Raw genomic sequence first — 25,960 nt, 5'->3', positions numbered from 1 at the left:
TTACAGCCTCAAATCACTTTCATCGGCGGCGAGCAGGTACTTCAGGTCATACAGCACATGCTTGTCCTTGCCCAAAGCGCGAATGGCGGCAGCGCCCATCTGACGGAACTGCTCATGGCTAACGGCCAGGATAATGGCGTCATAAGCACCAGCCTGCGGCTCACTGACCGGCGTAATGCCATATTCCTGCTGTGCTTCAGAGGCGCTCACCCAAGGGTCATAGACAATCGGTTTAGCACCGTATTCGTTAAGCTCCCCGACAATATCCACTACTCGTGAATTACGCAGATCCGGGCAGTTTTCCTTGAAGGTCAGCCCCATAACCAAAACCTTCGCACCTGCCACGCCAATCGATGCCTTGACCATCGCCTTAACCAGCTGGCTGACCACATATTCGCCCATACCGTCATTGATGCGCCGCCCGGCTAGAATCATCTCTGGATGGTAACCGATGGCTTGCGCCTTGTGCGTCAGGTAATAGGGGTCCACGCCAATACAGTGGCCACCGACCAGACCGGGACGGAACGGCAGGAAATTCCATTTGGTACCAGCAGCCTCAAGCACCGCCTGGGTATCAATGCCCATCCTGTTGAAAATCAGGGCCAGCTCGTTGACCAGTGCAATGTTCACATCGCGCTGAGTGTTCTCGATAACCTTAGCCGCCTCGGCCACCTTGATCGACGGGGCCTTGTGTGTGCCTACTACAATAATTTCCTGATACAGCCGGTCCACCACCTCGGCAATTGCTGGTGTGGAGCCGGACGTGACCTTCATGATGTTGTGCACACGGTGCTGCTTGTCACCGGGATTGATACGCTCCGGGCTATAGCCTGCGAAGAAGTCCTCGTTGAACTTCAAGCCAGACACCCGCTCCAGCACCGGCACACAGTCTTCCTCGGTAGCACCAGGGTAGACCGTAGACTCGTAAATCACGATATCGTCTTTTTTCAACACCTGGCCGATGGTTTCACTGGCCTTGATCAGTGGTGTCAGGTCAGGACGTTTGTAGGCATCAATCGGCGTTGGCACAGTAACGATAAAGCAATTGCATTGGCGCAGATCGTCCAGATTGGCGGTGTAACTCAGCTGGCTGGCTTGCTTCAAATCTTCTCCACTGACTTCAAGAGTAAAGTCGTAGCCGGATTGCAGTTCGGTAATGCGGTTGGTGTTGATGTCAAAGCCCACTAAAGGGCGTTTTTTACCGAACTCAACGGCTAGGGGTAGGCCTACATAGCCGAGTCCGATTATGGCGAGATTTAAACCTTTAGAACTGTTTGAAGTATCCATATCCATAAACCAAAAAGTAATTAACAATAATGAAGAATCATTGATAGAAAGAGCCTACCTGTCCACACTTTGCCGGAACTGCTGCCAAAAAGCCCTTCTGCGCTCATCAAGGACCTTCTTGTAATAGCCCTTCGCCTTGTTATAATTATGCTCAGCTAGTGAAGCTTGCAGGGCTTTATCATTTACCAGCCTTGCTATTTTTTCCGCCAAGACTTTCTGGTCGCCAGCGACAATCAGCTCGGAACGATTCAACAGTTCAGGAATCCCTCCAACATTGCTAGCAAATGCTGGCACTGCCCGACTCATGACCTCGGCAAGGGCGCGTGGCAATCCTTCTGTTAAGCTGGGCTGCAGATAGATATCAATTGAATCTATCCATTCAAAAACTGCATCGCCGGACGGAAGGCTACCGACAAAATGCACCCTGTCTGCAACGCCCTGCTCATCAGCAATAGATTGATAGTAGCTAGGGTTACCATTACCTAACACCTGCAGATGCCAGTTCGACAAATCCGCCTCTTTTAGAGCTTTAATGGCAATGTCTATGCCCTTGTACTTAGACGAGTAGTTGGCAATCTGCCCAAAAATAACTGGTTTCCCTGATGTATCACCGGCAATTTTATTCAGCCTGTCGACTAACACGTGACTGCCAACAGAAGGAATCTCCACATTTGAGCAGAAAGTTGTTACCGCATCTTTGTGAGCCGGATAACGTGATTGAAGGAAAGACTCAGTTACATAAAGTGCAAACATGGAATTGCCGGCTATCTTTTTTAATTCCAAAAATGCATAGGGGGCGAACATTTTCCCTTTTAATCCGCCGTAGTTCCACAAAGCATCCCAGGGGCAGCCAACAACCTCAATTGCATAAGGCTTACCTTGTTTAATAGCTTCCTTGACAAACAACACACCAAGCCTGCTGGGCAATCGAGCAATAAGTGCATCATGCTCACCCACCAGAACACGCGCTGATTTCATGGCTTGCTCATTGCCAAATAATAAGCTTTTAATATTAGCAATATTAGGAAATAGCTGAAAAGCCACTTTTTCAGCACTTGAAAGAGTAAAGCCTTTATCAGCGTCGGCAAGAATACCGCCGTCCCGCCCTACAACAGTTATCTGACCCAGAATATTGGTGTAACGAGGCCAGATAGAGTATGGTAATCCACCACTAGAATAGTATTTCCCACCAAGGCACTTAAATTTATGATCATGCACAAATAAAGTTTTCATATTTTTTTAATTACCTTGGCTGGAACACCCCCCACAATAGTATTGGCAGGAACATCTTTAACAACTACTGACCCTGCAGCAACAATACTTCTCGCTCCAATGGTTACACCCGGCATTATACGAACACCGCAGCCAATCCAAACATCATCCTCAATAACTATAGGTGCCACTTTAACAGGGTTATATTTAATAGGCAGTTCCGTAGAGCCCCACGTATGATTAAAACTGATCAAGGATGATCCATGCGCAATGGATACATTATTTCCAATCTGAATGTTGCCAACCGCATCAATATAGCAAAAATCATGCAAACTGAAATTTTCGCCAACATGCATATTCTTTATATTTTTTAGAACTACATGAGTACCAATATATGAGTTTCTATTAAAAGATTTTACTCTAGATGAAAAAGATAAATAACGCAAAAAAACAGCGAAAATTCCAGAAAAAGAAGTACTTACACCCCACAACAGACAATGAATGAAACCGGGAATAAATTTAAACAACAAAACCATTAGTTTTAACAATGGCCAAAAGCGTGTGAATAGCAATCTACCCATTCAAATTCACTCCAGACTTGTCATTGACTTGCAGCGAAGGTGCAATGTATAAAAATGCCATAATTAGCCAAGTTTCTCTGACCAAGTAATAGTCATTAGTAAATATCAGCACGGCCAGGGAAAGAATCACACTAGAGCTAAACATATCTAACTTTCTTATGCTTAACCTGCCAGATACAACCAAGGATAAAAGGAACGCAATAAGCGAAGGAAGTCCAAATTCACCCAAAATTCTAATATATGTATTATGAGCAGCGTTGTTAGTACTAGAAAGTTCTCTAAAAAAATCAGACCCATTCCCTAGTAATAATTGCCAATGGTAGTTTGTGCCAAACTGATACCAGTTAGTTACCGATTCCAGTCTCGCTCCTGCTCCACCACCGCCATCTGAAAATCGAAGAAATATTTTTTGCAGGGTCTCCGAAATTACCCAATCATACTGCGATGATAAATAGATTAAAAAGGACACAAAAAAGGTGAAAATCAGATTCACAGTATACTTACCCTTAAATTTCATTGTGGGCGATGAAAAGGATAAAGAAGCGTAAACGAAGGTGAATATTATTACGCTCAAAATGAATCCCCGAGAAAGGCTAATCAGCCCACCCAAAAATATTATAGCCAAAACAATTTTTGAAATTCTTTGCAATTTATAAGCAAAAAAAGCGATTACAAAAGCAAAAAACATCGAGAAAGAATAGTAATTAGGATTATCAGCTAAACCAGATGCCCTTGCGATTGAACGTCTAATATACAGCAGATCATGCAACCCTAAAACACTGATGTTCATATAAAAAAGAATAAATGCAACAACTACTATCACTGAATAAACCGCAACAACTATCAGAAAAATCCGCATCATGTATATAAAGATTTCTTTCTCTTGGTTAATAGCTTGAGAAAGTCCAACTATTGAGATAGCCACAAAGCTGTATACAGAAATCCTTATCAAGTCCATTATATTAATACTGTCAGCATGCGCGATAGCACTTACCAGAACAGAGAACAAGAACAAGATAATTACCATGGGCAATACTAAATTATGCTTACTAAATTTAATTTTTGGAATAAAAAAACAAAGCATAACCAAAAAAGATAAATCAGCAATGCCTGCAGGAATTACAGCTCTTAGAAAAACGAAAGAAAATGTAATAACCACTATGGCATGAAGTTTAATTTTTTTTAATTTGTTATCGAACACTATTTTCTCAATACCAAAAATAAAACGCCAGTTAGAATGATTTCAGCCCCAACTACTTTTATCGATACTTTTCAATCTCAATATTTGCCATCTGATTTTCAGGTTTTCTACATTGCTAATTTAGTGCGCAAATCGACCCGCAACAAATTTCAAAATTTCAAACTCTTTCTTCATCGTTTTCGCAAAGACAAACCAAAGCACTAAGGTTGTTGAAACAAAAAACAAACCCGACAGGCATAAAATCAATAACTCATTATCTATCCCATCGAAAATATAGCGCTTAGAGAAATAGGTGAGTGCAATTGTAGGCATAGCTATGCATAACTGCTTGAAGTGCATGAACGCAACCTCCCCCCAATTGAAGCCAATTAAAGCCTGGCTTAAGTGCAACATAATCACATAGTTTAATATAATTGCGCATCCAACTCCGACAGCAACACCCTCTGTGCCAAAGTAGTGCCCTACATATGCCCCAAAAATAACAGCAAGCGCATACACTAATTGCCTGATCGCTCTACGGTAAACCGCACCCAATGCCGCTGCTAGCAAGTCACTAAATTTATAATTAAGTCTAAAAGCAAGAAAAACTATTAGTAACTGAAAAACAATAATAGCATCGCCCCATTGCTCGCCCAACACCAACATAATTATTTCACTTGCAAAAAAATATAAATAAATCGAAATAGGCACAAGAAGCATTGTTGCTAACGATAATATATCTACATAGATTCGAGAAATCCTTTTCTTATCATCTTGAATATTAGACAAAATAGGGAACAAAACTTTATCTATTACACCGCCAATCAGTGAGGCGGGGAAAAGCATTAGCCGGTATGAATTGCTATACACTCCTAAAGCACCTGCACCAAGAAACTTTCCGACTATTAAGTTATCACCTTCACCAGCTATAAAGTTTGAAAATCTAGCTAGTGAATAACCAGCTCCGTAATTCAACAGCTCCTTTGCACTAGCCAAGTTAAACGAGTAGTGATTTGTCTCCTTTACAACGAAATGTATGATCAGATTTATAGTTAGTATCTGTCCCAACTGGGCAAACACTAAAGACCAAACACCATGATCTAAAAGTGCCATAGGTATTGCAACACAGGCATACCCGACAAAGTAACTCAACACGTTATATATCGCTATTTGTCTGAACTTCAAATCGCGCTGCAATAGTGACTGGCCGACAACAGCAAGTGAGGACGCCGGCAACATTAAGGATAGAACTTTAACTACATTCGTCAACTCGGGCATTTCAAAGAAATAAGAGATTTCATTTGCGCTCAAATATAACAGAAAAGAGATAGTTACTCCCAGGGCAACTGCCAGTGTGTTAGCAGTTCCAATATGGGCTTCTGTTAACTCCAGCCTTTGTACTATTGCTGGCCCGACACCAAGCTCAGTGAATATCCTCAAAAAACCAATGATTACGAGAGCTATGCTAACTACCCCAAACTCATCAGGCGTAAGTAGCCTAGCTAGAATCATTAAGCTCAGAAACTGAAGAACATTTTGTCCAAGTGTGCCTGCGAAAATCCAACCGAAGCCCTTCAGGGCCTTATTCTTAAGATTTTTAGTCATTACTACTGTATGCCTTGAGCCACTTCACAAACCTAGCTACACCTTCTTCAATCTCCATCTTCGGTTTGTAGCCCACCTTTTCTTCCAATCTGCTGGTATCGGCATAGGTACGCTCAACATCCCCCTGCTGCATGGGCAACATGATTTTTTCTGCCTGTTTGCCGCAGGCGGTTTCTATAGCCAAGATAAAGCGTGAAAGCTGGATGGGCTGGTTGTTGCCGATGTTGAATAGGCTGTAGGGCATTTCGCCCTTGGGCGGCTGCTGCTGGATGCGAATGACGCCTTCTACGATGTCGTCGATATAGGTGAAGTCGCGCTGCATTTTGCCGTGGTTGAATACCTTAATCGGCTCGCCTTTTAGGATGGCCTCGGTGAATAGCCAGGGGGCCATATCCGGGCGACCTGCGGGGCCATAGACAGTGAAGAAGCGCAGACCCGTAGTCGGGATCTTGTACAACTTGGAATAGCTGTGCGCCATAAGTTCGTTGGCTTTTTTTGTGGCGGCATAAAGGGATACTGGGCTGTCTACCTGATCGGTTTCGCTGAAGGGAATTTTAGCATTCATGCCATAGACCGAACTGGATGAGGCATATAACAGATGCTGCACCGGATTGTGACGGCAGCCCTCGAGGACGGTCATGGTGCCTACTAAGTTGCTGTCTACGTAGGCAAAGGGATTTTCCAGCGAGTAACGCACGCCAGCCTGGGCGGCTAGATGGATGACGTGGGTGAACTGTTCGGTTTTGAACAGCGCAGCCATGCCTACACGGTCGGCCAGGTCCATATTAACGAAGCGAAAATGGGGGAACGGCGAGAGCTGGGCAAGGCGGTATTCTTTTAGTGCCGGGTCGTAGTAGTCATTCAGATTATCAAGCCCGACCACTTCTTCGCCTTGCTCCAGCAGGCGCTTGGCCGTGTGCATTCCGATAAAGCCGGCTGCGCCGGTGATCAGGTATTTCACGCGTCACTCCCAAACAGGTCCCGGGTGTAGATCTTATCTTCAACGTCCTGCAGATCGTCCGAGCGGCGGTTGGCCACAATGACGTCGCTGACGGTTTTGAATTCGTTCAGATCAGTGATTACGCGGGATTGAAAGAATCTGCTCTCCTCCAGCACAGGTTCGTAGACCACCACCTCGATGCCTTTGGCTTTGAGGCGTTTCATCACGCCCTGGATGGCTGAGGCACGGAAATTGTCCGATCCTGATTTCATCACCAAGCGGTAAATACCGACGACTTTCGGGCTGCGAGCGAGAATGCTATCGCTGATGAAGTCCTTGCGAGTTCGGTTGGCATCGACGATGGCATTGATCAGGTTGTTGGGTACTTGATCGTAGTTGGCCAGCAATTGCTTGGTGTCTTTAGGCAGGCAGTAGCCGCCGTAGCCGAAAGATGGATTGTTGTAGTGAGTACCAATACGGGGGTCCAGCCCTACTCCCTCGATGATCTGCCGGGTGTCCAAGCCATGCACCTGCGCATAGGAGTCCAGCTCATTGAAGTAGGCTACGCGCATGGCCAGGTAGGTGTTGGAGAACAGCTTGATGGCTTCCGCTTCGGTGGAGTCTGTAAACAGGACTGGTACATCCCGCTTGATGGCCCCCTGTAGCAGCAGCTCGGCAAACACCTTGGCACGCTCGCTTTGCTCTCCAACGATGATGCGCGAGGGATGGAGATTGTCGTATAGCGCCCTGCCTTCGCGCAGAAATTCCGGCGAAAATATGATGTTCTGGGTGTTGTACTTCTCGCGTACGCTCTTTGTGTAGCCAACCGGTACAGTGGATTTGATCACCATGACCGCATCGGGTTTGATCGCCAGGACATCTTCAATTACGGCTTCTACGCTGCGGGTATTAAAGAAGTTGCTTTGCGGGTCATAATCGGTAGGCGTGGCGATGATTACGAATTCGGCGTTGCGATATGCCTCTTCCTTGTTGAGGGTAGCCCTGAGATCAAGAGACTTCTCGGCAAAGAAACGTTCAATTTCGTTGTCCTCGATAGGCGATTGACGATCATTGATTAGATCTACCTTGGCTTGAACGATGTCTAGAGCGATGACCTTGTTGTGCTGCGCAAGGAGTACAGCATTTGAAAGCCCGACGTAGCCGGTGCCAGCAATTGTGATTTTCATAAAAATATGCCCCTACCTGGCTGACTTGCGGGCCAGGCTGCAAAAGTGACCATATCGCATTGGATACGGCCTAATTAATCTAGGCTTACGTGCCGGTGTTAATCTCGGTGGGCGGCTTCTTATGCTGCTTGTAATTCTCATGGAGCTGGGCAGCCAATGCCCGTTTCGCTCCCTCCTCACCATGCACCACCCGTATCTCAGTCGGCCACTGTTGCATCCCAGTCACAAACTCAACTAACCCTTTCTGATCCGCATGAGCAGAGTAGCCGCCGATACTAGTGATGCCAGCACGGATATCGATGCGTTCGCCATCGAGGTCAACGTAACCGCCTTTCGGCCCGTAGGACTGGATTGCATGGCCTGGCGTCCCCCTGGCCTGGTAGCCGACGAACAGGACGTTGTGTCTTTTATCGCTCAGCATCGCTTTGAGGTAATTGACGATGCGACCGCCGCTGCACATGCCGCCACCGGCAATCACGATGGCGGGACGGGCAGTCTGAGTCAGATGATTGACGATGCGCTGATGGTCGCCGTGGCTGTCTATTGTGATCAATTGTTCGAAGGCTAGCGGTCGGCGACCGGATTGGATGCGGTCGCGGGCCTCCTGGTTCCAGAATGGTTTTAGGCTTCGGTAGGTCTCGGTGAAGCGGCTTGCGAGGGGTGAGTCAAGAATGACTGGGAGTTCAGGCCAGTTTGGTTCGGTGTTGGGCTTGGCATCGGTGTTGTTAGCCTTGCCCCTCACCCCGGCCCTCTCCCCAGGGGGGAGAGGGAGATGATCGGAGGTAGCCCTCTCCCCAGAGGGGAGAGGGGACTGGTCTGCGGTCGCTCTTTGGTTGTTTTGAATGATGTCTTCGAGCTCGTAGAGCAGCTCTTGGGTGCGGCCGATGCTGAATGCGGGAATGAGGACGGTGCCTTGGTCTTCGAGGGCTTGTTCGATGACGGCTTCGAGCCGCTTTCGGCGGTTGGCACGGTCTTCATGGATGCGGTCGCCATAGGTGCTTTCCAGCACCAGGATGTCGGCGCGTTCCGGTGATTCGGGCGGCATCAGGAAGGGGGCGTGCGGCGCACCGAGGTCGCCGGAAAAGACTACGCGCTTGCTCTGCCCTGTTTGCGGGTATGCCAGATCGATTTCTACGTAGGCCGATCCCAGGATATGCCCAGCACGCTGCAGCCGTATGCGTGCCAACAACTCGTCGGTATCAGTCAGGGTGAACCATTGCTGGTACGGCAATGCGATGATTCGCTGCTCGACGAGGCGGATGTATTTCTCGATCTGCGCCTGGTCCCGGCTGAAGCCGAGCTTGAAGGCATCTTCCAGCACGATCGGCAGCAGTTTCGCGGAAGGCTCGCTACAGAGGATGGGCCCCTCGAAGCCCGCTGCCAGCAAGTAAGGGATGCGGCCGACGTGGTCGATGTGCACGTGGGTGGCAACCAACGCTTTGATGGTGTCCAGCGGGAATTCAATGGACAGACGATCCGTGCCAGGCTCGCCTGGAATCGACGCATCGTTGCCTTGGAATAGGCCGCAGTCGATTAGCAGGCTGGCGGTGGCATTCATGCGCAGTTGGTGGCAGGAGCCGGTAACGCCGTCCTTGGCGCCGTGATGTTCTATTTGTGGATAGTTCATGGTTATTCCTTTAACACCAATAGCACCTAGTTAAGCGTTCCGCCTTGGAGAGGAGCAGTAACGTATACCAACTCAACAACACCGCAACATAATGCGACGAGCGTGCTTACACCTGGCTCGCGTTTCGGCCGATCATGAGTCGTATCAAGGCAACAAAGATGCCGAGCATCCCGCCTAGTACCAGCCCAAGCGCAACAATCATCATCTTCTTCGGCTTGATCGGGGTTTGCGGTTGCTGGGCAGCACTGTCTAGCGTGAACACGGCGACGGTGCTGGGGTCGATCTCGATAGTATTTAGAAAGGACAACTCTTCCTGCAGGCGACGCAATTCAGGGATGAACGGGTCATCGGATTTGCGCGTCTCCAAAACAGCCAGCTCAGCTTCGATGGCTTTGGCGCCACGCATATAGGTCAAGCTTCCATCGACAAACTGTGCCAGCTCATCACTCGACGAAGTATGGCCCGCAGTCACCTGAGGTGTGATCATCCCGACGGCCTTGGCGACCACTAGCGCTTCTTGAAGCACAGCTATACGATCCTGGCGGCGCTGAGATGCGGTACTGCGCAAGGAGGCAATGCGACGTTCGGTTGAACGGATCCGCGTATTTATTTCGCTCATTACGTTGCGTTGCATATCGCTTTTCGCGGCAACCGAAGCTCGGCTGACAAGGTCATTGACCCAAGCCGCCGCTTGCTCTGGGTCATGATGCTCGACCTTCACTTCATACATATCCGGTTGCTGCTTATCTGGCGCTTTGATAGAAAGCAGATCGTTAAAACTCGTCCAAAGGCGGTCGTCCGCTGCAGATTGGCCATCCAGGAAAGAAGGGAGATACACATCTTTGAAGAAAGCGCGACGCAACGACAATGAATTCAGATTGCGTGTAAAAACGGCGTAGACATCTTCAGTCGAGAAAGTCTTCTGCAGTCCCTCGGTTGAATTATCTCGATCAGCTCTATAAGCCGGTACGTTTCGGCCAGCGTTATAGGCGGTAATGTCAGAAAGGAGCGGCGGCAAAACAGTCGCATGAGCTTCATATATGGGTCTCGCTAGATATGCATACGCAGCCGCGCATGCAGTTACGGCGATGGTTACCCCTATTATGATGAGCTTCTGTTTCCAGAGCCCCTTGAACAGTTCCACCAGATCGATTTCATCGTCCCGGTATGCATTTGGATGGGTGTCCTTGTCCTGCATGAATCTCTCCAAAGGATGCGCCTAAAAAAGGCGGAATCCTGCCATGGGCGAGACTCAAAGCCAAACACAAATCACATATTTATCGGACGAAAGGTGGTGTGAGGTTCAAGCTGGCCTTGAACCTCACACCTTTAACAACAGTGGTTCTTATTCATCCTCATTCACCCGATCACGCAGCTCTTTTCCCGGCTTGAAATGCGGGACGAATTTGCCATCGAGCGGGACGGATTGGCCGGTCTTGGGATTACGGCCGACGCGGGGGGCGCGATAGTGGAGGGAAAAACTGCCGAAGCCGCGAATTTCGATGCGGTCTCCGGTCGCCAGTGCTTGGGCCATTTGCTCGAGCATAGTCTTGATTGCCAGTTCCACATCCTTGGACGAAAGCAGCCCTTGTTGGGTGACGATACGCTCGATCAACTCCGACTTGGTCATGGTTTTCCCTTCGTTTTCAAGCGGCTAGATCATTTGGGTTGCGTTCGTTTGTAGCATGTTGTTCAGAGTTTGAACAGCCTGGCGAGGTAAGGGGATTTTGTGCGGAATTGAGATATGAACGGAGGGGATGGGACGAGCTTGGGGAAAGCGATGGGTTTCGTTGGCGTCATCGGAACGTTTGGACGCTCCGGCGCGCGAAGTTCGGTGATGGGTTCCACCCATCCTACGCAAGCGAATAACGGATACAAAAAAGGGTGGACCGAGGCCCACCCTTTATTTTTCTAGCTAGCGAGAGGCTTTAACTTAAAGCGCTTCGCTGTGGTTAGGCATCAATCCTCGCGATAGCGACGCAGCTTGAGCTGCTTGCCGCCGACGCGGGTGTCCTTGAGTTTGCCCAGCAGACGCTCCAGTCCTTCTTCCGGCAGCTCGACCAGGCTGAAGCTATCACGCACCTGAATGCGTCCGATGGCTTCGCGGGCCAGGCCGCCTTCATTGAGGATGGCGCCGAGCAGGTTGCGGGCAGCGATGCCGTCGCGGGCGCCCAGCGGAGTACGGCAACGGGCGCGACCTTCGGCCAGCGGAATCGGGGCGCGACGCTCACGGTCACCGCTGCGCTCTGGACGATCGGAACGCTCAGCGCGTTCGCGCGGGCTGCTGGTCGGAACCAGCGGCTGTTCTTTTTCCACTTCGGCCAGGGTCAGCGCTTGACCATTGGTGGCCTTGCGCAGCAGCGCAGCGGCCAGGGCGCGCGGGCTGCAGCCAATATCGGCCACAAGCTTGTCGAGCAGTTCGCCATGGCTGGCTTCGGCATCGGCTACCAGCGGCGACAGGCTGTTGGTGAGTTTCTTGATGCGCGCATCCAACACCTGCTGGGCGTTAGGCAGACGGGCCTCGGCAACCTTTTGGTTAGTAACGCGCTCGATGACCTGCAGCATGCGGCGTTCACGGGGAGTGACCAGCAGCAGTGCGCGACCCTCGCGACCAGCACGACCGGTACGGCCGATGCGATGCACGTAGGATTCAGGATCGTACGGCATGTCCACGTTGAAAACGTGGGTGATACGGGCCACGTCCAGGCCACGAGCGGCGACGTCAGTAGCGACGACGATGTCCAGACGACCATCCTTGAGCGATTCGATTACGCGCTCGCGCTGGTTCTGAGCAATGTCGCCATTCAGTGCGGCAGCCTTGTAACCCTTGGCTTCCAGCGCAGCGGCCAGATCAAGAGTGGCCTGCTTGGTACGTACGAAGGCGATCAGCGCGTCGAAATCTTCGACTTCCAGCAGACGCAGCACGGCCGGGATTTTTTGGTCGGCATGAACCATCAGGTGCGCCTGCTCGATGCGGGCGACGGTCTGGGTCTTGGCGGCGATCTTGATGTGCTGCGGCTCGCGCAGGTGCTTCTCGGCGATGGCGCGGATGGAGTGCGGCAGGGTCGCGGAGAACAGCACGCTCTGGCGGCTTTCCGGCATGGCTTCGAAGATGACTTCGAGGTCATCCATGAAGCCCAGCTTCAGCATTTCGTCGGCTTCGTCGAGCACCAGGTACTGGATGGTCGACAGCAGCGCGCTGTTGCGGCTCAGGTGGTCGACCAGGCGGCCGGGGGTGGCGACGATGATTTGCGCGCCTTGGCGGATGGCCTTGAGCTGCGGGCCCATCGGGGCGCCACCGTAGACGGCGACAACGCCAACGCCAGGCATCTGCTTGGAATAGGTTTCGAACGCGGTAGCGACCTGCAGGGCGAGTTCGCGGGTTGGCGCGAGGATCAGTGCCTGTGGCTCACGCTTGGCCGGATCGATTTTGGACAGAATGGGCAGCGCGAAGGCTGCGGTCTTGCCGGTACCGGTCTGGGCCTGGCCGATCATGTCGTGGCCGCCGAGAATTACCGGGATAGCCTGGCTCTGGATCGCCGAAGGCTCTTCGTAGCCCACCGCGATAACGGCAGCGAGTACAGAGGGATGAATACCGAGTGCGGCAAAGCCGCCGATTTCCTGGGTCATGGGTCTTTTCCTGATGCTCCGCAAAGACCCATGTTCCGAAGCTGCGCATGCCATGCAAAACCCGAAGGTCACCCTGGCAGCCTGGTCGGCGGGGTTTGCGAAAACGTATTGAATGATGAATCGTCTAGGACAGCCGCGAGAAGCGGACAGCAGCCGAAGCAGCGCTTCGTGTGTTGTAGTACCTGAACGCAGGCTGGGTTTCAGCCGGCGCGTACTATACCGGAATTCTGTGAAGCTGTGCGCGCATTTTGTCTTGTGGGTTAAGTTCGTGGCGACTCGGCAGGGAACGCGTTTTGCTTTGGCTATGTCTGCGTTAAGTGTTGGGGTTGGTGCAAAGCCGTAGGGTGGGCCGGGCGGCGTTCCGCTTCAGCCCACCAACGCGGTCATCGTGGGCTAAAGCCCACCCTACAAGGCTCGGAGCCATCCCCGAACCCATCGGCAATAGCTACCTTTGCTTTTCGCCTCGGGGCGGCGCGAGGCTGCGACACCCTGCCTTTAACTGGCTGGTCGTAGCGCATCGATTAGTGAATCCAGTGAATAACCAAGACGTGGTGCCAGGGTCGCGGCGCGCTCGCGCAAGGCGGCCATATCGAGCATCTGTTCCAGATCGGCCGGAACGAACAGTACGACATTGCCCTCCTTCACCGGGCACTCCCAATAATGGCGGTGGAACAGACCACGCAGCAGGGCAGCACCAAGCGGTTTGTCTTCGTCAGTGCCCCACTGATTGATGATCAGCCAACCGTCTGGGTTCAGCTTCTGCTGACAGCGTTCGAGAAAGCGCCATGCCAGATGCGCCGCAGCCGGGCCCACATCGGTGTAGAGATCGACGAATATCAGATCGGCGGTTTCGGCCGAGTCGAGCAGCTCCACCGCGTCACCGATGCGTATGTAGAGCCGCGAGTCGTTCTGCAGGCCCAAATAACGCATTGCCAGCTCCGGCACGTCCGGGCGTAGCTCGATGGCCTCGACATCTTCCAGCGGCAGGAATTCGAGGCACGCTTGGGTCAGCGTCCCCGCGCCGAGGCCAAGAAACAGGGCGGTCTCGGGCTGTGCGTGCATTAGGCCGCCCATCAGCATGGCGCGTGTGTAGTCGTACTCCAACCAGCTTGGGTCTCGCGTGAACACACAGCTTTGCTCGACCGCCGCGCCGAACTCGAGAAACCGGTAATCCCCTACTTCCAGCACGCGGATCAAGCCAAAAGCGTCATGTACTTCGGCCAGCATTACTTCCTGCTTGTCCATTGCGCTCACTCCAAACCGGTCGGCGCATCTTAGCAGCCCGATTGGCAAGGGCTATCAGCTACGGCGCAGCGCATCAGGTAAAATCCGCGCACTTTTCGCGCAGAGAATCTATTCGATGAGCCATACCTGGAGCCCGACCAGCTGGAGAAACAAACCCATCCAGCAGCAACCCGACTATCCTGACGCCGATCACCTCCAGCGTGTGGAGGCGACCCTGGCGAGCCTGCCGCCGCTGGTATTCGCCGGCGAGGCACGGGAGCTGCGTCGGCAGTTCGCCGAGGTGACCCAAGGCCGCGCATTCCTTCTGCAGGGCGGGGATTGCGCGGAGAGCTTCGCCGAGTTTTCCGCACCGAAGATCCGCGACACCTTCAAGGTGCTGCTACAAATGGCGGTCGTCATGACCTTCGCCGCGGGCTGTCCGGTGATAAAGGTCGGGCGCATGGCTGGGCAATTCGCCAAGCCACGTTCATCTGGCAACGAGACCATCGATGGCATCACCCTGCCCGCCTACCGCGGCGATATCGTCAACGGTATCGATTTCGACGAGAAAAGCCGCGTGCCGGATCCGGATCGTCTGCTGCAGGCCTATCATCAGTCCACCTCCAGCCTGAACCTGCTGCGCGCCTTCGCCCAGGGCGGTTTTGCCGATCTGCACCAGGTGCATCAATGGAATCTCGACTTCATCGCCAACTCGCAGATGGCCGAGAAATATCACCGGCTGGGCGCGCGGATCGATCAGGCGTTGAGGTTCATGCGCGCCTGCGGCATGGACAACGCACCGCAGCTACGCGAAACCAGTTTTTTCACCGCTCATGAGGCGCTGCTGCTGAATTATGAGCAGGCGTTTGTTCGGCAGGACAGCCTGACCGGCGGCTGGTACGACTGCTCGGCGCATATGCTCTGGATTGGCGACCGCACACGGCAGCTGGACGGTGCTCATGTTGAGTTCCTGCGCGGCGTGGGCAACCCGATCGGAGTGAAAGTCGGACCAAGCATGGACGGCGAAGAGCTGATCCGCCTGATCGATATCCTCAACCCGGACAACGATCCAGGCCGCTTGAACCTCATCGTACGCTTGGGCGCCGATAAGGTCGAAGCAGGTCTGCCACGCCTGATCCAGACGGTGCAGGCCGAAGGCCGCCAGGTGCTGTGGAGTTCGGACCCGATGCACGGCAACACCATGAAGGCATCCAGCGGTTACAAGACTCGGGACTTCGCTCGGGTTCTCGCCGAAGTGCGGCAGTTCTTCGACGTGCACCGCGCCGAGGGCAGCTACCCGGGCGGCATTCATATCGAGATGACCGGGCAGAACGTCACCGAGTGCATCGGCGGTTCGCGCCCGATTACCGAGGACGGCCTTTCCGATCGCTATCACACCCACTGCGATCCGCGGCTCAACGCCGATCAATCGTTGGAAATGGCGTTCATGATTGCCGAGACGCTGAAGCAGGTGCGGCCGAGCTGATAACTCTTACCGCTTGTAGGGTGGGCCGGGGCGGCGTTCCGCTTCGGCCCACCAATCAAACCTCAAAATCCCGGTGGGCTGAAGCCCACCCTACGCGCTGCCCCCCGCTGCGGCAGTTTGAAGCCGCTCAAGGCTTCTCCTGTCGTACTGCTGCCTGCACAGATCGACAAGAGGCCGGCACCACACCGCGCAGTGCTGTCTAAATCCCTTGATGCGGTACGTCATCGTGATCGGCCAGCAGTGGAGTTCACATTAATTAGCAAACTAATCATTAGTCCAACTACTAATTCGTTTGCTAATTAATGGCTGTAGAATCCGCGCTGCATTTGACCCGGATTTCCTACGCCCTCTCGCAGCCGGGTCATCGAAAGAGGAAACCTTCATGACCGATTCACCAGAGAACAAAGGAGCGGCCCTGGCAGCCTCCATCGGCCTTTTTCTCGGACCGCTGCTCTTGTTGCTTTGCATCCTGACCGATCCGCCTGGCGGGCTCTCGGACGTCGCCTGGTTAACCGTCGGTATGGCGGCGTTGATGGCCGTCTGGTGGGCCACCGAGGCCATCCCGATCCCGGCCACCTCATTGCTGCCCATCCTGCTGATTCCCTTGCTGGGTATCGATACGCTGGCTAAGGCCACCGCTCCCTATGCCAACCCGACAATTTTTCTGTTCTTTGGCGGCTTTCTGCTTGGCCTGGCCATGCAGCGCTGGAACCTGCATAAGCGCATCGCATTGGCGACGCTGCTGGCCGTCGGCAACGCGCCCAGCCGGCAGATTGCGGGGTTCATGATCGCCACGGCCTTCATCAGTATGTGGGTGAGCAACACCGCCACCAGCATCATGATGCTGCCCATCGGCATTTCCGTGATTGCCCTGCTCGTTGAAGGCAGCGAGGAAAAAGAAGGCACACGCTTCGCCACCGCCCTGCTGCTGGGTATCGCTTATGCGGCAAGCGTCGGCGGCATTGCGACTCTGATCGGAACACCGCCCAACGCCCTGCTCGCCGCTTTTCTGCGCGACACCTATGACGTTCATATCGGCTTCGGCCAGTGGATGCTGCTAGGCGTGCCGGTCAGCGTCGGCATGCTGCTATTTACCTGGTGGTGGCTGACCCGTGGCGGTTTCAAACTGGCCGGCGGAGATAGCCGCGCCATGCTGGAACAGGAAATGGCTACGCTCGGCCCCATGTCCAAGGCAGAGAAAATGGTCGCAGTGGTGTTCAGCCTGGCTGCGGCGGCGTGGATTTTCCAGCCGTTTCTGGTCGAGTACATCGATGGCGTTAACGACACCAGCATCGCCATCGCCGCGGCGCTAATCCTGTTCCTCATCCCGGCCGACATGAAGAACCGGGTGTTCCTGATGGACTGGGATACCGCCAATAAAGTCCCGTGGGGGGTTCTGTTACTGTTCGGCGGAGGCTTGTCGCTAGCCGGTGTGATCGGCGCTTCAGGGCTCGCCGAGTGGATTGCCGAAAGCCTGCAGGGCTTCGGTATGCTGCCACTGATTCTGATGATCGGCCTGGTTGCGTTGGTGATTACCTTCCTCACCGAGATCACATCCAATACCGCTACCGCAGCCGCCTTCCTGCCGCTGCTCGGCGCACTGGCCGTCGCACAGGGCTTGCCACCGGAAATGCTGGCGATTCCCGCCGCCATCGCCGCCAGCTGCGCCTTCATGATGCCGGTGGCGACCCCGCCGAATGCCATCGTGTTCGGCACCGGTCAAGTCAGCATTCAGTCGATGATCAAGGCCGGTTTCGCTTTGAACATCTTTGGCGTGTTCCTGGTGACTGGCCTTTGCTATCTGATGGTCGGCTGGCTCTGGGCCAACTGAGCCTCTGACACCATTCTGCGGCTGCACCGTAGGGCCCGAATTCATTCGGTCGCAAGATTGAAGAAGCCGAACAAGCTCGGTCCTACGAGCCACACAACTTTCCGCGCCGGGTTCCGGTGCGGTCGCGCCGAAACAGGAACAGATTCCAGCTGAATCGCGAAGGCGCTGCAACCCTCCCGTTCCTGTTCACCCACCCACAAAAAAGCCCGGCATCGCCGGGCTTTTTGCAATCCTGCGAAGGTCAGGCCTTGACGCGGGATTTGTACTCGCCGGTACGGGTATCGATCTCGATCGAGTCTCCGATTTCGCAGAAGGCGGAAACCTGCAGCTCTGCACCGTTCTTCAGGCGGGCAGTCTTCATGACTTTGCCGGAGGTGTCGCCACGTACGGACGGCTCGGTGTAGACGATTTCACGAACGATGGTGGTCGGCAGTTCGACCGAGATCACCTTGTCGTTGTAGAAGACAGCTTCGCAGACGTCGGTCATGCCATCTTCGATGAAGGTCATCACGCCTTCGAGGTCGTCTTTTTCGATTTCGTACTGGTTGAACTCTTCGTCCATGAAGACGTAGAGCGGGTCAGCGAAGTAGGAGTAGGTTACTTCCTTACGCTCGAGAATCACCGGCTCAAGCTTGTCGTCGGCCTTGTATACGGTCTCGGTAGCGGAACCATTGAGCAGGTTCTTCAGCTTCATCTTGACCACGGCACTGTTACGGCCGGACTTGTTGAACTCGGCTTTCTGGATGACCCAGGGTGCGCCGTTGATGATGGCCACCTGGCCGGCACGGAACTCTTGTGCGGTTTTCATACGAATATCCGATGGGATTAGAGACAAAACAGGCCGCGTATCATAGCCAATCTGTGTAAAAAAACACCAGCTTTCCGGCTAGATCGCCGTTGGCAACCTGCTTGTGCGTCCAGCGTTCGGCATGGGCGATCAGCTCGGCCTCGTGACGGAGCAAGTCGGACCAAGCCGCCCCGCTCCCCTCGCCCTTGTTCCAGGCATGCCAGAAGTTCTTGAGCGCGACGGCGGCCGCTGGCGCCAGGTCGCATAGATAGAGTTCGAGGAAGGCGTTGAGTTTGACCCAGTGGGCATCTTCCTCCTGCGGGTAGATGTGCCAGACCAATGTGCGCCCAGCCCACTGCGCGCGGATGAACGATTCCTCGCCGCGCACGGCGTTGAAGTCGCAGCACCACAACAACATGTCGTACTCGTTCTGAGTCATGAACGGCAGCACAGCGATCTGCAGCGCCCCACGGCTATGGCGATCGCCGGCTCGAAGCTGCTCTACCCCTAGCCAGCGTGCGACATCGCCGAGGACCCTACCTTCAGGAACCATTAGTTGCGTTGGGCGCATATCCACCGCCAATGCATCGAGCCATCCCGCAACGGCCGGGTTTTCGTAGGCGAACAGCGAGACCAATCGCGCGCCGGGTTCTGCCGTTAAACCAAGGCTCTGCAGAAAAGCTTCGCGCAGCGTCGGATCGCACTGGAACGCCTCCCTTCGCGCCATCAGGTCACCTTCGCGAATCAGGCCGCCAGTGCCCTGCTCGAATCCCGGGAAGAAGAAGTACTTCTGCAGGCCATCGGGCTGCATCGAAGGCAGAGCATGACAGCCGACCACCCAGTCCTCGGCGCTCAGGTATTCCAGGTTGAGCCAGAGAATGCGGCGCTCGCTATTGGCCATCGCCTCGATATAGGCGGCCGGCAACTGGCAGGCGAACGCCTCGATCACCACGTCCGCCGGCTCGGCACCGGGCCATTCGGGCAGCCAGTGCCGCACGTCGACACCGTCATGCCATTGTTGGCTGGCGGTGGCGCTGCTGCCCGGACAGAGTCGGGCAAAGGTATCGAGATCGTCGACCCACAAACGCACCCGCTGACCATGCTCGGCCACCAACTGCCGCGCCAGACGCCAGGTCACGCCGATGTCGCCGTAGTTATCGACGACCACACAGAAGATGTCCCAGCTTGCTTTGACCGACAAATCAATACTCCTTGAACGAGAGATGCCAGGTAATCGAGCCTGGATGATACTCGCGAAGAATACAGATCACGGCGGGCCTGCGGCCTGCATTCGCCGCCAGGTCGCGCCTCCTACAATGGTTCGGTGCGCGTTGGCTCCTTTGTAGGAGGCCCGGCTCGGCGCGAAGCTTTATGCTTTCGACCGCCGTCCGCCATTGATCATGAGAAACAAGCGGGCACGCAGATTCGCCGAATCTCATAAAGAGGTCGGTGCATCGAACGATAAAAATAAGGGGGAATGAGATCGTCGTTATGGAGGTGAACCCTACCAGCCACACCCCGGCACACAATGTCACCGCTGCGGCTGCTCCCTTCCGGGCCTGACCGGGTTCACGGCTGATCGTTGCGAGGGGACCGGCAGGGCCCACCATAACGAAACCCGCCTGGCGGCGAGCGGCGCCATTGTACCGGCTTATTCCCAACTTACAACCAATCCCTTTACGCGCTAACGCATTGACTCGTCGGGCTTTAACGAGCCTACCAAATGGCGGCGTCGCGTCACGTCGATGACGCTGCAGGCTTGGCTTATCGAAGAACGAAGCGCCTGCGGCCGCAAGACCAATGACACGAAGCTTCATGAGCGGGCCCAACTTAAAGCACGCCCGAGCCTTACTCACCGACCCCACCGCTCGTCAGTCCGCAAGGAAATAAGCACGCAGCGCACGCTTCATCGATCCGAACCCCTAGGCAAAACCTACGGTCTGTTTGAGGATAGAGAAGGCATCAGCATCGCCGTTTTGCTCTCCAAACGGCACCAGGACCGAACGAACCAGCGCAGTTGTCGCGCAGCGGAGACTGGCGGCGCTATCGAAAGAGGTAAGCATGAGCAAAGCTCCTATCGCCATCATCGGTACCGGCATCGCAGGGCTCTCCGCAGCGCAGGCACTACGTGCCGCAGGGCAGTCCGTCCAGATGTTCGACAAAGGCCGCGGACTCGGCGGACGCATGACCAGCAAACGCAGCGACGCTGGCCATCTCGACCTCGGCACCCAATATTTCACCGCCCGCGATCGTCGTTTCACCGAGACCGTCCATCAATGGCAAGCCGAGGGCTGGGCTGCTGAATGGTCACCCAACCTTTACCAGTCGCGTAACGGCCAACTGTCTCCTTCGGCCGACGAGCAGCTGCGCTGGGTCGGCACCCCGCGTATGGATGCAATTGCCGCCGGGTTGCTTGGCGAGCTGCAGGTCAAGCTTTCCTGCCGCGTGACGGAAGTCTTCCGAGGCGAGGAATATTGGACGCTTGTCGATGCCGAGGGAAACAACCACGGCCCGTTCAGTCAGGTGGTCATCGCCATTCCCGCCCCTCAGGCCAGTACATTGCTCGCTGCGGCACCGAAGCTGGCCGCCGTCGCCGCCAGCGTTGCCATGGAACCAACCTGGTCCGTTGCTCTGGGCTTCGCCAAGCCGCTCGAAACCAGTGTCGACGCGTGTTTCGTTCAGGACGATGCCCTTGATTGGCTGGCCCGCCATCACAGCAGACCCGGACGCGACGATCATCTCGACACCTGGGTGTTGCATGCGAGTAGCGCCTGGAGCCGACAACACGTCGATATGCTCAAAGAATCGGTGATCGAGCACCTGCACGGCGCATTCGCCGAGCTGATCGACTGCGTCGTACCTGCACCGGAGTTCACCCTTGCCCATCGCTGGCTCTATGCACGCCCCAGCCAGTCCCATGAATGGGGCGCGCTGGCTGATACCCATCTTGGGTTATATGCGTGTGGCGACTGGTGTCTGTCGGGCCGCGTCGAAGGCGCCTGGCTCAGTGGCCAAGAGGCCGCACGGCGGCTGCTCGAGCAACTTTGACCAGACTTGCGCCGTCATCAGAGGCGATGCAGCGATATCGGTAACCGGCAGGTCGATGTTTCCTTACTAGCCCAGCGCGGTATCCAGAAACATCATCACCGCGAAACCACCCATCAGACCGACCGTCGCTGGCGTCTGGTGACCATTGCGGTGAGTCTCGGGAATCACTTCGTGCGATACCACGAAGATCATCGCGCCAGCGGCCAATCCGAGGCTGACCGGATAAGCGACAGCCAGACCGCTGGAAATGCCCAAGCCCACCACGGCGCCGAGTGGCTCCATCAGGCCTGACGCAGCCGCGACCAGTATCGCTCGCCAGGCGGACAGGCCGGTTGTGCGCAAGGCCAACGCAACGGCCAGCCCTTCGGGAATGTCTTGGATGGCAATCGCGGTGGTGAGCGGTAAACCAACCTCCAGATCGCCCTTGGCGAAACTCACGCCTATCGCCATACCTTCCGGAATGTTGTGCAGGATGATCGCAAACACGAACAGCCAGACCCGGCTCATGCGCTGGTGATGAGGCCCGAAGGCACCGGCGGTTTCATGCTCGTGCGGCGTGAAATAATCCAGCCCGAGCATCAACAGCACGCCAAAGCCGAGGCCCACCACCACGGTCAATGCGGCCGCAGGGCCACTGTCGAACAGATCCCGTGCTGCCGCGAGCCCCGGAAGGATTAAGGAGAACGAACTGGCCGCGAGCATCATGCCGGCGGCGAAGCCAAGCATGCTGTCCTGGGTGCGCGTGGAAATATTACCCAGCGCAATCGCCATCAGCGCGCCCAGCGCCGTCGCCGCGAAGCCTGCCGTGCCGCCGAGCAGCGCATAGCGGATATTGCTTTCATCGCCGTTCTGAAATGCGCTGTAAGCACTGGCGCCGAGCAATATCAACACGACCAGAACCGTACCGATGAGCCCTAGCGCGACGACGGGATTTGCCTGTGCATGGGCAATCCATGCCGAGCGCAGCGTTGCTGCGGCGCTTTGAGTGCTTGCCATGATGAAGGCCCCGATATCGAAATCTTTTCGTCGCTCGTAACTGACGGAGGGGCCGACCGAGCGGTCGTTCTACCAAGCGGCCCCCGCTGCGTACGAAGCACGACGAGCGTCTATGGGATAGGACCGTAACGGGCTCGGTGAGTTTGGCCAGGGCTTTGAGCGATGCTGGGCTTGGGCCAAGCTTGAGCGGCTGCCCGCATTCGATGTGACAACGGACAGGAATTGCAGACACAAAAAAAGCGACTCTAGGTCGCTTTCTTTGTGCTTGCGATTAGTCTTGACCTTTCGCAGCTTATTTGGAGCGGGAAACGAGACTCGAACTCGCGACCCCGACCTTGGCAAGGTCGTGCTCTACCAACTGAGCTATTCCCGCGTTACATCTACAACAAAAATGGCGTCCCCTAGGGGACTCGAACCCCTGTTACCGCCGTGAAAGGGCGGTGTCCTAGGCCACTAGACGAAGGGGACGCAGCCCGGAACTTCATATTTCTTCCGGCTTCCAGCGTCTGTGTTGTGCTTCACGCTGCAAGTGGCGCGCATTCTATGGAGCTCGAATAGGGCCGTCAAGCGCCTTGCTGAAATTTTTTAAAGGTCGATTAATTGAAGCTGCTTTTGAGCTATCAGCTTGCCATCTAACGCTCTACACTCGGCAGAAACCGCCCGGTTAGAGAGGTGCGCCCCGTGTCCCCGGTTCTGATTGCAGGATTGGTCGTTGCTGGCCTGTTCATATTGATAGCCATTGGTGTGATCAACCAGATCGTCGAAAAGAACAACCTGGAGAAAGCGCGCGTTCGAGCTGAGCTAGGCGATCGCATGCGTCGCTGCGCCAATCTGTCCGATGGTCTACCAGCCCAAATGATGACGCCAGCGCTCAAGTTGTTGCTGGCGCGGCTGGAGCTGCATCTGGGTGAACGACTGCTACAGCTGGACAAGAAGAACAGCACTGTGAGTGCCCGAGTTGACACGCTGCGCAGCGCTGTCGCCAAGGGCGACGAGATCGAGGTGCAGAACACACCAGTCAAAGTAGACACAGAAGCTCAGGCGAAAGAAATTCGCCTGCGGCTGGAAGACCTCTACGCGCAGATCGTCTGGGCCAATAAGCAGAACCAGCTCGATACGGCTGCAGCCAAACGCTGGATCCAGCACATCCAGCACATGACGGTGATGTTGCATATTGAATATTTCACCAATGTCGGCCAGCAGGCTCTGAAGCAAGGCAGTGCACACAAGGCTCGTCTCGCATTCGAACGCGGCATTCAGCACGTCCGCAAGCAACCCAACCCTGCCGAGTTCCAATCCCAACTGGCGCAGCTCGAAGCGAACTACACCCATGCCAACAAGCTCGAGCAGACTCAGCAACAACCGAAGCTTGACGAACCCAGCGAGCTGACCGAAGGTTTGAAGAACTTCGAAAGCGAAGATGACTGGAAGAAGAACAACATCTACTAGGCGTAGGCCGGACGAGTGCACGAAATAGCTTGAGCGGCGAACGCATCGTGCTCCGGTGCTTCGCACCTCAATACTCATCCACTCACTGGCACCGCCGAGCCTGTCCTGCCGCGGAGAAAATCAATGTCCCTGACCTTGTTCGGCGCTCCACTGTCACCATTCGTTCGCAAGGCACGCCTTTGCCTGCTGGAAAAGGGTCTGGATTACCAGCTAGAAGTCGTCATGCCATTCACACCGCCTGAGTGGTATCTGCAGCTCAACCCGCTTGGCCGTATCCCAGCCTTCAAAGATGGCGAACTCAGCCTCGCCGACTCCAGCGTAATCTGCCAGTACCTAGAAGAAACGTACGAACAGACGGCTCGGCTGTACGGTAACAGTGCGGTGGAACGTGCGCAGATCCGCTGGTTGGAGAAGTACGCCGACTACGAACTAGCGCCTCTGACGACCTTCGGTGTTTTCCGCAATCGTGTGCTGAAGCCAAGTTCCGGTCACGCCTGTAACGAAGAAAGCGTGCAGGCCGCTCTGAACGAAAAGCTACCGCCGCACCTCGACTATCTCGAGCGCCAACTCGGCGACAAAACGTACTTTGTCGGCGACCAGCTTTCGATGGCGGACCTCGCCTTCGCCTGCCAGCTGATCAACATGGAACATGGCGGCGCACTGATTGATGCCAATCGCTGGCCGGCACTGGCCGCTCACTTCATCCGGATGAAAGGGCTTGCTTCGGTGGAAAGCGTGCTACCGGGCGAGCAGCGCATGACGGCAAAGCTCATCGAGATGGGTAAGAAGGCGAAGCAGCCGGATTGATTCATCCTGCCCCGAAGCCAAAAGCCTTCGCGCCGGGGCGGCCCTCCTATAAGAGCAGCGGGTACGCCGACTCCGTGGTGGCCGCCCGCGGCGAATCGATCATTCCCGGCCAGCACAAAGCCAAACACACCCGCTTGCAGCTATATCTGGCGTCTGAACCCAAGTTTCAGAGCAAACGAATCCCTACCCACTGCCGCGCAAACTGATAGGCGCAGCGGCCGTTGCGGTTACCGCGTGCCGTGGCCCAGCGAATCGCATCCTTCTCCAGCGCCTCATCCCAGCTCCAGGTGAGGCCGGCCTGCTCGGCCAGCGAGCCGACCCAGTGCCGCACCACGTTCAGATAATGCTCCTGACTGAAGGGATAGAACGAAAGCCAGAGCCCGAAGCGGTCCGACAGGGCGATCTTGTCTTCCACCGCCTCGTTGGGATGCAGTTCGCCGTCGATCATCTGCCAATTCTCGTTATCGCTCTGGCGCTCAGGGACCAGATGCCGGCGATTCGACGTGGCATACAGCAGCACATTTTCCGGCGCTCGCTCCAGGGACCCGTCCAGTACGCTTTTCAGTACGCGGTAGTCGCCCTCACCCGCCTCGAATGACAGGTCATCGCAGAACACTACGAAATGCTGGGGCTGGCCGACGAGCTGATCGACCACTTTAGGCAGGTCAGCCAGATGATCCCGCTCGATTTCAATGAGGCGCAGACCTGCCGGAGCATGCTCGGCCAGTAGCGCCCGGATCAACGAAGACTTGCCGGTACCGCGCGCGCCCCAAAGCAGTACGTGATTTGCCGGCAGGCCCGACACGAATTGGCGGGTGTTGTTCGCCAGCAGCTCGCGCTGTCGGTCGATGCCGACCAGATCAGCAAGATTCAAGTCCAGCGACACCTGCAGTGGCTGCAAATAACCGCCCTGCCCTTCGCGATGCCAGCGTGCCGCCAGGCTGTTGCTCCAATCGACTGGCGCTCGCGGCGCTGGCAGCAGGGGTTCCAGGCGCGTCATCAGCGCATCGGCACGTTGCAGAAAGGCTTTCAGCTCGGCATCCACTCGAACAACTCCAGATATTCAGATGAACAGGCGCGGCA

The 25,960-nt window shown here is 54.9% G+C and carries 20 protein-coding genes, 2 tRNA genes, 1 other RNA gene and 1 pseudogene; 5 read left to right on the top strand and 19 right to left on the bottom strand.

Annotated features, from left to right (window positions below; genetic code table 11):
• From tviB to V6943_RS15225, 12 genes and pseudogenes are all read right to left on the bottom strand, one after another.
• Complete coding sequence (gene tviB / locus V6943_RS15280) at positions 1 to 1,287, bottom strand: Vi polysaccharide biosynthesis UDP-N-acetylglucosamine C-6 dehydrogenase TviB (RefSeq protein WP_340554298.1); 1,287 nt, start codon at positions 1,285 to 1,287, stop codon at positions 1 to 3.
• A gap of 54 nt (positions 1,288 to 1,341) precedes the next feature.
• On the bottom strand, positions 1,342 to 2,520 hold the full coding sequence (locus tag V6943_RS15275; protein WP_340554296.1) for a glycosyltransferase: 1,179 nt from the start codon (positions 2,518 to 2,520) through the stop codon (positions 1,342 to 1,344).
• A complete protein-coding gene (locus V6943_RS15270) occupies positions 2,517 to 3,080 on the bottom strand; it encodes an acyltransferase (RefSeq protein ID WP_340554294.1) in 564 nt (187 codons plus the stop codon). The genes V6943_RS15275 and V6943_RS15270 overlap by 4 nt, the downstream gene beginning before the upstream one ends.
• Entirely contained in the window at positions 3,073 to 4,281 is a 1,209-nt protein-coding gene (locus tag V6943_RS15265; protein WP_340554292.1) for a hypothetical protein, read from the bottom strand. The genes V6943_RS15270 and V6943_RS15265 overlap by 8 nt, the downstream gene beginning before the upstream one ends.
• Before the next feature lie 120 nt (positions 4,282 to 4,401).
• The gene (locus V6943_RS15260; RefSeq protein WP_340554290.1) at positions 4,402 to 5,865 is read right to left on the bottom strand and encodes a lipopolysaccharide biosynthesis protein; all 1,464 of its coding nucleotides are present in this window, start codon (positions 5,863 to 5,865) and stop codon (positions 4,402 to 4,404) included.
• Entirely contained in the window at positions 5,858 to 6,826 is a 969-nt protein-coding gene (locus V6943_RS15255; RefSeq protein ID WP_340554288.1) for an NAD-dependent epimerase, read from the bottom strand. Before V6943_RS15255 ends, V6943_RS15260 begins: the two co-directional genes overlap by 8 nt.
• Positions 6,823 to 7,992 carry a nucleotide sugar dehydrogenase gene (locus V6943_RS15250; protein ID WP_340554286.1) on the bottom strand — a complete coding sequence of 390 codons (1,170 nt, stop codon included), beginning with the start codon at positions 7,990 to 7,992 and terminating at the stop codon, positions 6,823 to 6,825. The genes V6943_RS15255 and V6943_RS15250 overlap by 4 nt, the downstream gene beginning before the upstream one ends.
• Positions 7,993 to 8,077: 85 nt before the next feature.
• Entirely contained in the window at positions 8,078 to 9,619 is a 1,542-nt protein-coding gene (locus V6943_RS15245) for an MBL fold metallo-hydrolase (RefSeq protein WP_340554284.1), read from the bottom strand.
• 106 nt (positions 9,620 to 9,725) lie between these two features.
• Entirely contained in the window at positions 9,726 to 10,817 is a 1,092-nt protein-coding gene (locus V6943_RS15240) for an LPS O-antigen chain length determinant protein WzzB (protein ID WP_340554281.1), read from the bottom strand.
• 147 nt (positions 10,818 to 10,964) lie between these two features.
• Complete coding sequence (gene ihfB, locus V6943_RS15235; protein ID WP_019340642.1) at positions 10,965 to 11,249, bottom strand: integration host factor subunit beta; 285 nt, start codon at positions 11,247 to 11,249, stop codon at positions 10,965 to 10,967.
• Positions 11,250 to 11,578: 329 nt separating this feature from the next.
• A pseudogene (locus tag V6943_RS15230) lies at positions 11,579 to 13,281 on the bottom strand (DEAD/DEAH box helicase).
• A gap of 463 nt (positions 13,282 to 13,744) precedes the next feature.
• On the bottom strand, positions 13,745 to 14,494 hold the full coding sequence (locus V6943_RS15225) for a spermidine synthase (RefSeq protein WP_340554276.1): 750 nt from the start codon (positions 14,492 to 14,494) through the stop codon (positions 13,745 to 13,747).
• Positions 14,495 to 14,609: 115 nt separating this feature from the next.
• Here V6943_RS15225 and V6943_RS15220 point away from each other — a divergent pair, with 115 nt between their 5' ends.
• Both V6943_RS15220 and V6943_RS15215 read left to right on the top strand, forming a co-directional pair.
• Positions 14,610 to 15,959, top strand: a complete 1,350-nt coding sequence (locus V6943_RS15220) for a class II 3-deoxy-7-phosphoheptulonate synthase (protein ID WP_340554274.1) — start codon at positions 14,610 to 14,612, stop codon at positions 15,957 to 15,959.
• A 382-nt stretch (positions 15,960 to 16,341) separates the two neighbouring features.
• Positions 16,342 to 17,790 (top strand): SLC13 family permease, encoded by a 1,449-nt coding sequence (locus V6943_RS15215; protein ID WP_340554272.1) that lies wholly within the window; start codon positions 16,342 to 16,344, stop codon positions 17,788 to 17,790.
• A gap of 241 nt (positions 17,791 to 18,031) precedes the next feature.
• Here V6943_RS15215 and efp read toward each other — a convergent pair whose 3' ends face one another.
• The 3 genes from efp to ffs all read right to left on the bottom strand — a co-directional run bounded on the left by efp (position 18,032) and on the right by ffs (position 20,176).
• Entirely contained in the window at positions 18,032 to 18,598 is a 567-nt protein-coding gene (efp, locus tag V6943_RS15210; RefSeq protein ID WP_003296422.1) for an elongation factor P, read from the bottom strand.
• A gap of 40 nt (positions 18,599 to 18,638) precedes the next feature.
• The gene (gene earP, locus V6943_RS15205) at positions 18,639 to 19,778 is read right to left on the bottom strand and encodes an elongation factor P maturation arginine rhamnosyltransferase EarP (protein WP_181100927.1); all 1,140 of its coding nucleotides are present in this window, start codon (positions 19,776 to 19,778) and stop codon (positions 18,639 to 18,641) included.
• A 301-nt stretch (positions 19,779 to 20,079) separates the two neighbouring features.
• Positions 20,080 to 20,176: signal recognition particle sRNA small type (gene ffs / locus V6943_RS15200), an RNA gene on the bottom strand.
• Between the two features lie 462 nt (positions 20,177 to 20,638).
• Between ffs and V6943_RS15195 the strand changes: the two genes are divergently transcribed.
• Positions 20,639 to 21,625: an NAD(P)/FAD-dependent oxidoreductase gene (locus V6943_RS15195; RefSeq protein ID WP_340554269.1), complete on the top strand. Its 987-nt coding sequence runs from the start codon at positions 20,639 to 20,641 to the stop codon at positions 21,623 to 21,625.
• A 66-nt stretch (positions 21,626 to 21,691) separates the two neighbouring features.
• Here V6943_RS15195 and V6943_RS15190 read toward each other — a convergent pair whose 3' ends face one another.
• The 3 genes from V6943_RS15190 to V6943_RS15180 all read right to left on the bottom strand — a co-directional run bounded on the left by V6943_RS15190 (position 21,692) and on the right by V6943_RS15180 (position 23,089).
• The gene (locus V6943_RS15190; RefSeq protein WP_131650144.1) at positions 21,692 to 22,621 is read right to left on the bottom strand and encodes a ZIP family metal transporter; all 930 of its coding nucleotides are present in this window, start codon (positions 22,619 to 22,621) and stop codon (positions 21,692 to 21,694) included.
• Between the two features lie 297 nt (positions 22,622 to 22,918).
• Positions 22,919 to 22,994: transfer RNA gene (locus V6943_RS15185), tRNA-Gly, on the bottom strand.
• A gap of 19 nt (positions 22,995 to 23,013) precedes the next feature.
• A tRNA-Glu gene (locus V6943_RS15180) sits at positions 23,014 to 23,089 on the bottom strand.
• 213 nt (positions 23,090 to 23,302) lie between these two features.
• Between V6943_RS15180 and V6943_RS15175 the strand changes: the two genes are divergently transcribed.
• Together V6943_RS15175 and V6943_RS15170 are read left to right on the top strand one after the other, a co-directional pair.
• Positions 23,303 to 24,070: a hypothetical protein gene (locus V6943_RS15175; protein ID WP_177493043.1), complete on the top strand. Its 768-nt coding sequence runs from the start codon at positions 23,303 to 23,305 to the stop codon at positions 24,068 to 24,070.
• Between the two features lie 123 nt (positions 24,071 to 24,193).
• Positions 24,194 to 24,877 (top strand): glutathione S-transferase family protein, encoded by a 684-nt coding sequence (locus V6943_RS15170; protein WP_340554266.1) that lies wholly within the window; start codon positions 24,194 to 24,196, stop codon positions 24,875 to 24,877.
• A gap of 166 nt (positions 24,878 to 25,043) precedes the next feature.
• Here the strand turns inward: V6943_RS15170 and V6943_RS15165 are convergent, their stop codons facing one another.
• Positions 25,044 to 25,877 carry an ATP-binding protein gene (locus tag V6943_RS15165; protein ID WP_445324146.1) on the bottom strand — a complete coding sequence of 278 codons (834 nt, stop codon included), beginning with the start codon at positions 25,875 to 25,877 and terminating at the stop codon, positions 25,044 to 25,046.
• Positions 25,878 to 25,960 lie beyond the last annotated feature (83 nt).

Origin of the sequence: Pseudomonas sp. CBC3, assembly GCF_037967085.1 — a bacterium.
Lineage (GTDB): Bacteria > Pseudomonadota > Gammaproteobacteria > Pseudomonadales > Pseudomonadaceae > Stutzerimonas.
Note: the sequence above shows the minus strand (reverse complement) of the source record. Positions and strands in the feature narration are given on the sequence as shown.

Coding starts and splice junctions, on each gene's coding strand:
- tviB (WP_340554298.1), bottom strand. CDS start 1,287: ATGGATACTTCAAACAGTTCTAAAGGTTTAAATCTCGCCATAATCGGA.
- V6943_RS15275 (WP_340554296.1), bottom strand. CDS start 2,520: ATGAAAACTTTATTTGTGCATGATCATAAATTTAAGTGCCTTGGTGGG.
- V6943_RS15270 (WP_340554294.1), bottom strand. CDS start 3,080: ATGGGTAGATTGCTATTCACACGCTTTTGGCCATTGTTAAAACTAATG.
- V6943_RS15260 (WP_340554290.1), bottom strand. CDS start 5,865: ATGACTAAAAATCTTAAGAATAAGGCCCTGAAGGGCTTCGGTTGGATT.
- V6943_RS15250 (WP_340554286.1), bottom strand. CDS start 7,992: ATGAAAATCACAATTGCTGGCACCGGCTACGTCGGGCTTTCAAATGCT.
- V6943_RS15245 (WP_340554284.1), bottom strand. CDS start 9,619: ATGAACTATCCACAAATAGAACATCACGGCGCCAAGGACGGCGTTACC.
- V6943_RS15240 (WP_340554281.1), bottom strand. CDS start 10,817: ATGCAGGACAAGGACACCCATCCAAATGCATACCGGGACGATGAAATC.
- ihfB (WP_019340642.1), bottom strand. CDS start 11,249: ATGACCAAGTCGGAGTTGATCGAGCGTATCGTCACCCAACAAGGGCTG.
- V6943_RS15225 (WP_340554276.1), bottom strand. CDS start 14,494: ATGGACAAGCAGGAAGTAATGCTGGCCGAAGTACATGACGCTTTTGGC.
- V6943_RS15220 (WP_340554274.1), top strand. CDS start 14,610: ATGAGCCATACCTGGAGCCCGACCAGCTGGAGAAACAAACCCATCCAG.
- V6943_RS15215 (WP_340554272.1), top strand. CDS start 16,342: ATGACCGATTCACCAGAGAACAAAGGAGCGGCCCTGGCAGCCTCCATC.
- efp (WP_003296422.1), bottom strand. CDS start 18,598: ATGAAAACCGCACAAGAGTTCCGTGCCGGCCAGGTGGCCATCATCAAC.
- V6943_RS15195 (WP_340554269.1), top strand. CDS start 20,639: ATGAGCAAAGCTCCTATCGCCATCATCGGTACCGGCATCGCAGGGCTC.
- V6943_RS15190 (WP_131650144.1), bottom strand. CDS start 22,621: ATGGCAAGCACTCAAAGCGCCGCAGCAACGCTGCGCTCGGCATGGATT.
- V6943_RS15170 (WP_340554266.1), top strand. CDS start 24,194: ATGTCCCTGACCTTGTTCGGCGCTCCACTGTCACCATTCGTTCGCAAG.
- V6943_RS15165 (WP_445324146.1), bottom strand. CDS start 25,877: ATGACGCGCCTGGAACCCCTGCTGCCAGCGCCGCGAGCGCCAGTCGAT.